5 protein-coding genes are annotated in these 5,002 nt (G+C 66.3%); 2 read left to right on the top strand and 3 right to left on the bottom strand.

Annotated elements, in window-relative coordinates; genetic code table 11:
* From lysA to RBR29_RS10405, 3 genes are all read right to left on the bottom strand, one after another.
* Positions 1 to 1,194: diaminopimelate decarboxylase (lysA, locus tag RBR29_RS10395; protein WP_320349073.1), on the bottom strand; the 1,194-nt coding region annotated here is incomplete at its 3' end.
* A gap of 5 nt (positions 1,195 to 1,199) precedes the next feature.
* Complete coding sequence (locus RBR29_RS10400) at positions 1,200 to 1,379, bottom strand: lipoprotein (protein WP_320349074.1); 180 nt, start codon at positions 1,377 to 1,379, stop codon at positions 1,200 to 1,202.
* Positions 1,380 to 1,393: 14 nt separating this feature from the next.
* Positions 1,394 to 3,856: a PBP1A family penicillin-binding protein gene (locus RBR29_RS10405; RefSeq protein WP_320349075.1), complete on the bottom strand. Its 2,463-nt coding sequence runs from the start codon at positions 3,854 to 3,856 to the stop codon at positions 1,394 to 1,396.
* Positions 3,857 to 4,032: 176 nt separating this feature from the next.
* On the opposite strand from RBR29_RS10405, the gene RBR29_RS10410 reads away from it, so the two are divergent.
* Positions 4,033 to 4,599 (top strand): shikimate kinase, encoded by a 567-nt coding sequence (locus RBR29_RS10410; RefSeq protein ID WP_320349077.1) that lies wholly within the window; start codon positions 4,033 to 4,035, stop codon positions 4,597 to 4,599.
* 6 nt (positions 4,600 to 4,605) lie between these two features.
* Positions 4,606 to 5,002, top strand: a 397-nt coding sequence (locus RBR29_RS10415) for an iron-containing alcohol dehydrogenase (RefSeq protein ID WP_320349078.1), incomplete at its 3' end; no start/stop codon positions are given.

Below are 5,002 nucleotides of genomic sequence, written 5' to 3' on the forward strand. Positions count from 1 at the left end.
TCCGTCGACCAGGACCTCGGCGGCGCGGGGGCGTGTATTGTATTGGCTGGACATGGAGAAGGCATAGGCGCCTGCGGACAGGATGGCCAGCAGGTCGCCTTGTTCCAGGGGCAGTGCGCGGCCACGCGCCAGCCAATCACCGCTTTCGCAGATTGGTCCGACGATGTCGTAGGTCTCGACCGAGGTGCCGGGTCGCGGGGCGACCGGCACGACCCCGTGCCAGGCTTCGTACAGCGCAGGACGCATCAGATCGTTCATGGCGGCATCCACGATGGCGAAATTGCGTATCTCGGTGTGCTTGAGGTATTCGACCCGGGTCAGCAGCACCCCCGCGTTGCCGACCAGGGACCGCCCCGGTTCGAGGATGAGTTGCAGGTGGTCCAGTCCCCGGGCCTTCAGTGCGGCGAAGACCGGCGCCAGCAGGTCGGCTGGATCGGGCGGCGTCTCGTCCGTGTAGCGGATGCCCAGGCCCCCCCCCAGGTCCAGGTGTTTCAGGGCGATGCCGTCGGCTGCCAGGACATCGATCAGGTCCAGCAGTTTGTCGAGCGCGTCCAGGTAGGGGGCGATCTGGGTGATCTGGGAGCCGATATGGCAGTCCACGCCGACGATCTCCAGCCCTGGATGCTGCAGTGCCTGGCGGTACAGTTCGGGCGCCCGGCGGATGTCGATGCCGAACTTGTTTTCTTTCAGGCCGGTGGAAATATAGGGATGGGTGCGTGCATCGACATCGGGATTGACGCGCAGGGACACGGGGGCCCGCACCCCGAGTTCCCGGGCGATGTCGGCCAGGCGTTCGAGTTCGGCGGCCGATTCGACGTTGAAGCATTTGATCCCGGCGGCCAATGCCTTGCGAATTTCCCAGCCTTGCTTGCCCACGCCGGAAAATACGACGCGCTCGGGACTGGCGCCTGCCGCGAGAATGCGTTCGAGTTCCCCACCCGAGACGATGTCGAAGCCGGCGCCCAGGCTCTGGAATTCGTGCAGGATAGCCAGGTTGGAATTGGCCTTGACCCCATAGCAGATCAGCGCGTCATGCCCGACAATGGCCTGTGCGTAGCGCTGCCAGGCGGCGCGCAGCGCGGTACGGGAATAGACGTACAGGGGCGTCCCGTAGCGGTCGGCAAGTTCGGGCAGCGGGATGTCTTCGGCATGCAGGATGCCGTCCCGGAGAGGGAACTGGAGATCGGCAATCATGAAGGTCAGGGCTGAGAGGCGGGCTGCGGAGCCGGTGCGGACGCCGGTGGCAGTGTGGGCGGCGCCGCCAGGGTGGCGTCGGCTGGTGGCGGATCGGGCAGGCGCAGGTCGCCCTTCATGCCGCAACCGGCCAGCGCCAGCGCCAGGAGGGTGCCGGCCAGAATGCGTGTGAGGGAGGAGAGCAAGGGGCGAGTCGTCATCAGAAGGGCACGCGGACGGGTTGGGGGATGGCGGCGTCGGAATCGGCATCGGCGCCGGAGGTGGATTCGCCGCGCAGGCGATCCAGCAGCGATCCGATGCCGTCCAGGCCGTCGGCGGGTGCGCCGGGCGCGGGGTCTCCTGGCGCAGGCAGCCCGACCCGGGCGATGGCAGTGCCCGGGGGGAACTCGGAGAAATAGAAATCGCCATCGATGCGTGTCAGGCCACTGGGCAGTGGGCCGAGCGGGATTTCCGGCTGGCCCGCCAGGGCGGCACGCATGTAGTCCACCCAGATGGGCAGGGCGGCGCCGCCACCGGTTTCGCTTTGGCCCATGGACCTGGGCTGATCGAATCCCATCCAGGCCACGGCGACCAGTTTCGGGGTGAAACCGGCGAACCAGGCGTCCTGAGAATCATTGGTGGTGCCGGTCTTGCCGCCGATGTCGTTGCGCTTGAGTTCGCGGCGCGCGCGCGCGCCGGTCCCGTAGGTGGCGACGCCGCGCAGCATGTCGTCCATGACATAGGCTGTGCGCGGATCGATCACGCGTGCCAGGGTGTCACCGGCCACGGTTGGGCGAGAACGCATGATGACCTTGCCGGTGCTGTCGGTGACGTAGTCGATCAGGTAGGGGGGCACGCGGTAGCCGCCGTTGGCGAAGACCGCATATCCGCCGGCCAGCTGCAGTGGCGTCACGCTGCCGGCGCCCAGGGCCAGCGGCAGCACGGCAGGCTGGCGCGAGCGGTCGAAGCCGAAACGGGTCACGTAGTCCTGTACGTACTGGGGCCCTACCGCCTGCATGATGCGGATCGAGACCATGTTCTTGGACTTGTACAGACCCTGCCGCATGGTGAGCATGGGTTCGTAGGACCGGCCATAGTTCTTGGGGTTCCAGGCCTTGGATCCGGTCTGCTCGGCTGTCAGGGAAAACGGCTCGTCCGAAATCTGCGTGGCGGGCGTCAGGCCGCGTTCCAGGGCCGAGGCGTAGATGAAGGGTTTGAAGGATGAACCCGGCTGGCGCCATGCCTGGGTGACCCGGTTGAACTTGCCCTCGTCGAAATCGAAACCGCCCACCATGGCCCGGATGGCACCGTCCTGGGTGCTCAGTGAGACCAGGGCGGCCTGGATGGCGGGTTTGTTGATGAGTTCCCAGTAGTCGGCCGTCTTGTGTACGTAGACGACCGAGCCGCGCCGGATGCGCACGGATTCCTTGGCATTGGGCACCAGGCCGCGTGCCACGACGCGCAAGGCGCGCTTGTCGGTGATGTCGATGATCTGGCTGGCGCTGCGCGCGACGCGGACCTCGGTCGGGCTGGCCGACAGGACGATGCCGATGAGCAGATCGCCATTGTCCGGGTGTTTTTCCTGCTGCTCGTCGATCAGATCGTTGAGCGCCTCGGGGTCGGACTCGATGTTCTTGGGCAGGTCGATGTTGTCTTCGGGGCCGGTGTAGGGCGCGCGGCGGGTGTAGTCCAGAATGCCTTCGCGCACCGCCTGGTAGGCGGCTTCCTGGTCTTTGGAGTGGATGGTGGTGTAGATGTTGAAGCCGCGCGAATAGATGTCGTCCTGGTAGACGCCGTACAGCAGCTGGCGGGCCAGTTCCGCCGGATAGTCGCCGTGCAGGCCGTAGCGTCCGCCGGGAGTATTGGCCGCCGAGCGGATCACGATGGGCTGTTCCATGGCGTGCTGGTATTCCGCTTCCGTCAGGTAGCCCAGGTTGCGCATGCGGCCCAGTACATAGGCCTGGCGCGACTTGGCGCGTTCGAAATTGGCGATCGGGTTGAAGCGCGACGGGGCCTTGGGGATGCCGGCCAGCATGGCGGCCTCGGCCGGAGTGATTTCGGCCAGCGGCTTGCCGAAGTAGGTGCGGCTGGCGGCGGCAAAGCCGTAGGCCCGGTGCCCCAGGAAGATCTGGTTCATGTAGAGATCGAGGATCTGATCCTTGGTCAGGGTGGCCTCGATCTTGAAGGTCAGCAGCAGCTCGTAGAATTTGCGCGTGTAGGTCTTTTCCGACGACAGGTAGAAATTGCGCGCCACTTGCATGGTGATGGTGCTGGCGCCCTGCGTCTTGGACATGTGAATGGTGTTGGCCAGGGCGGCGCGCAGCACGCCTGCCCAGTCGATGCCGCCGTGCTGGTAGAAGCGATCGTCCTCGGCCGCCAGGATGGCGGATTTCATGACGTCCGGGATTTCGTCGAAGCGCAGGACGTTGCGGCGTTCTTCGCCGAATTCACCGATCAGGACCTTGTCGGCCGTGTAGATGCGCAGCGGCACGCGGGGCCGGTAGTCGATCATCGCCGTCAGGTCCGGCAGGTTGGGCCAGGCCAGGGCCAGCGCCAGACTCATGAGCAGCGCTCCGCACAGGCCCAGGCCGGTGAACAGCACGATCGCCTTGAGGATCAGTCGCGTGAACCAGGAACGGGTCGCCGGTGCCTTCTGCTTGGAGGAGGTTTTGGTGGATTTCATCAGAGGCGATTGTAAGCCCTGGCCGGATCGGGCCCGGATGCTGGAACGGGGTCTGTGTAACAGGATGTGCGCGGCCAGCCGATCAGCAGGCTGGCTGATGCATCGGCTGATGCGATAATACACGCAAACGAACAGTCTGATGCCCCGCCATGACCCTGGAATGCGCCCCCGATTCGATGCCGAATCCCCCTGATGGGCGGGACGGTGCGCGGTCGATTTTCCTGGTCGGGATGATGGGGGTGGGCAAGACCACGATCGGCCGCCAGCTGGCGGCCGCGCTGGGGCGCAAATTCGTCGATCTGGATCATGCCATCGAGGCCCGTTGCGGGGTCCGCATCGCGACCATCTTCGACATCGAGGGCGAGGCGGGTTTCCGCCGCCGCGAAACCGCATCCCTGGACGAATATACGCGCCGGTCCGGTCTGGTGCTGGCGACGGGCGGCGGGGCCGTGCTGGCCGCCGAAAATCGCCACATGCTGCGCACGCGTGGCTGCGTCGTCTACCTGCGGGCAGGGGCCGACGAACTCTACCGGCGTGTGGCGCGGGATCGCAGCCGGCCTTTGCTGCGCACCGAAAATCCCCGGCAGCGCATCGTCGACCTGCTCGCCCAGCGCGAACCGCTCTATGAAAGCGTGGCCGAAATCACGCTGGACACGGGCGACCAGCCGGTCGCCCAGGTGCTGCGCAATCTGCTGCCGCTGCTGCCGGCTTCGGCGGCGGCCAGGGCCCCTCTCACGGAATAGGAATCCATGCATACAGTCCAGGTCGAGACCCCCGGCGGACACTATCCCATCCATATCGGCGCGGGGCGGCTGGACGCCGTCGCGGACAGCATTCCGGCCGACGCTACGGCGATCGCCGTCGTCACCAACACCACGGTGGACGCCCTGTACGGCGCGCGGCTGCGCGCGGCACTGCAGGCCACCGGCAAGCCGCTGCTGTCCATTGAACTGCCCGACGGCGAGCAATACAAGACCTGGGAATCCCTGGACCGCATCTTCGACGCGCTGCTGGCGGCGACCCTGGATCGCAAGGCCGTGCTGGTGGCCCTGGGCGGCGGGGTGGTGGGCGACGTCTGCGGTTTCGCGGCCGCGTGCTATATGCGCGGCGTCCGTTTCATCCAGGTGCCCACCACTTTGCTGGCCC

The sequence above is a fragment of the Castellaniella sp. genome (genome assembly GCF_034007085.1).
Lineage (GTDB): Bacteria > Pseudomonadota > Gammaproteobacteria > Burkholderiales > Burkholderiaceae_B > Castellaniella.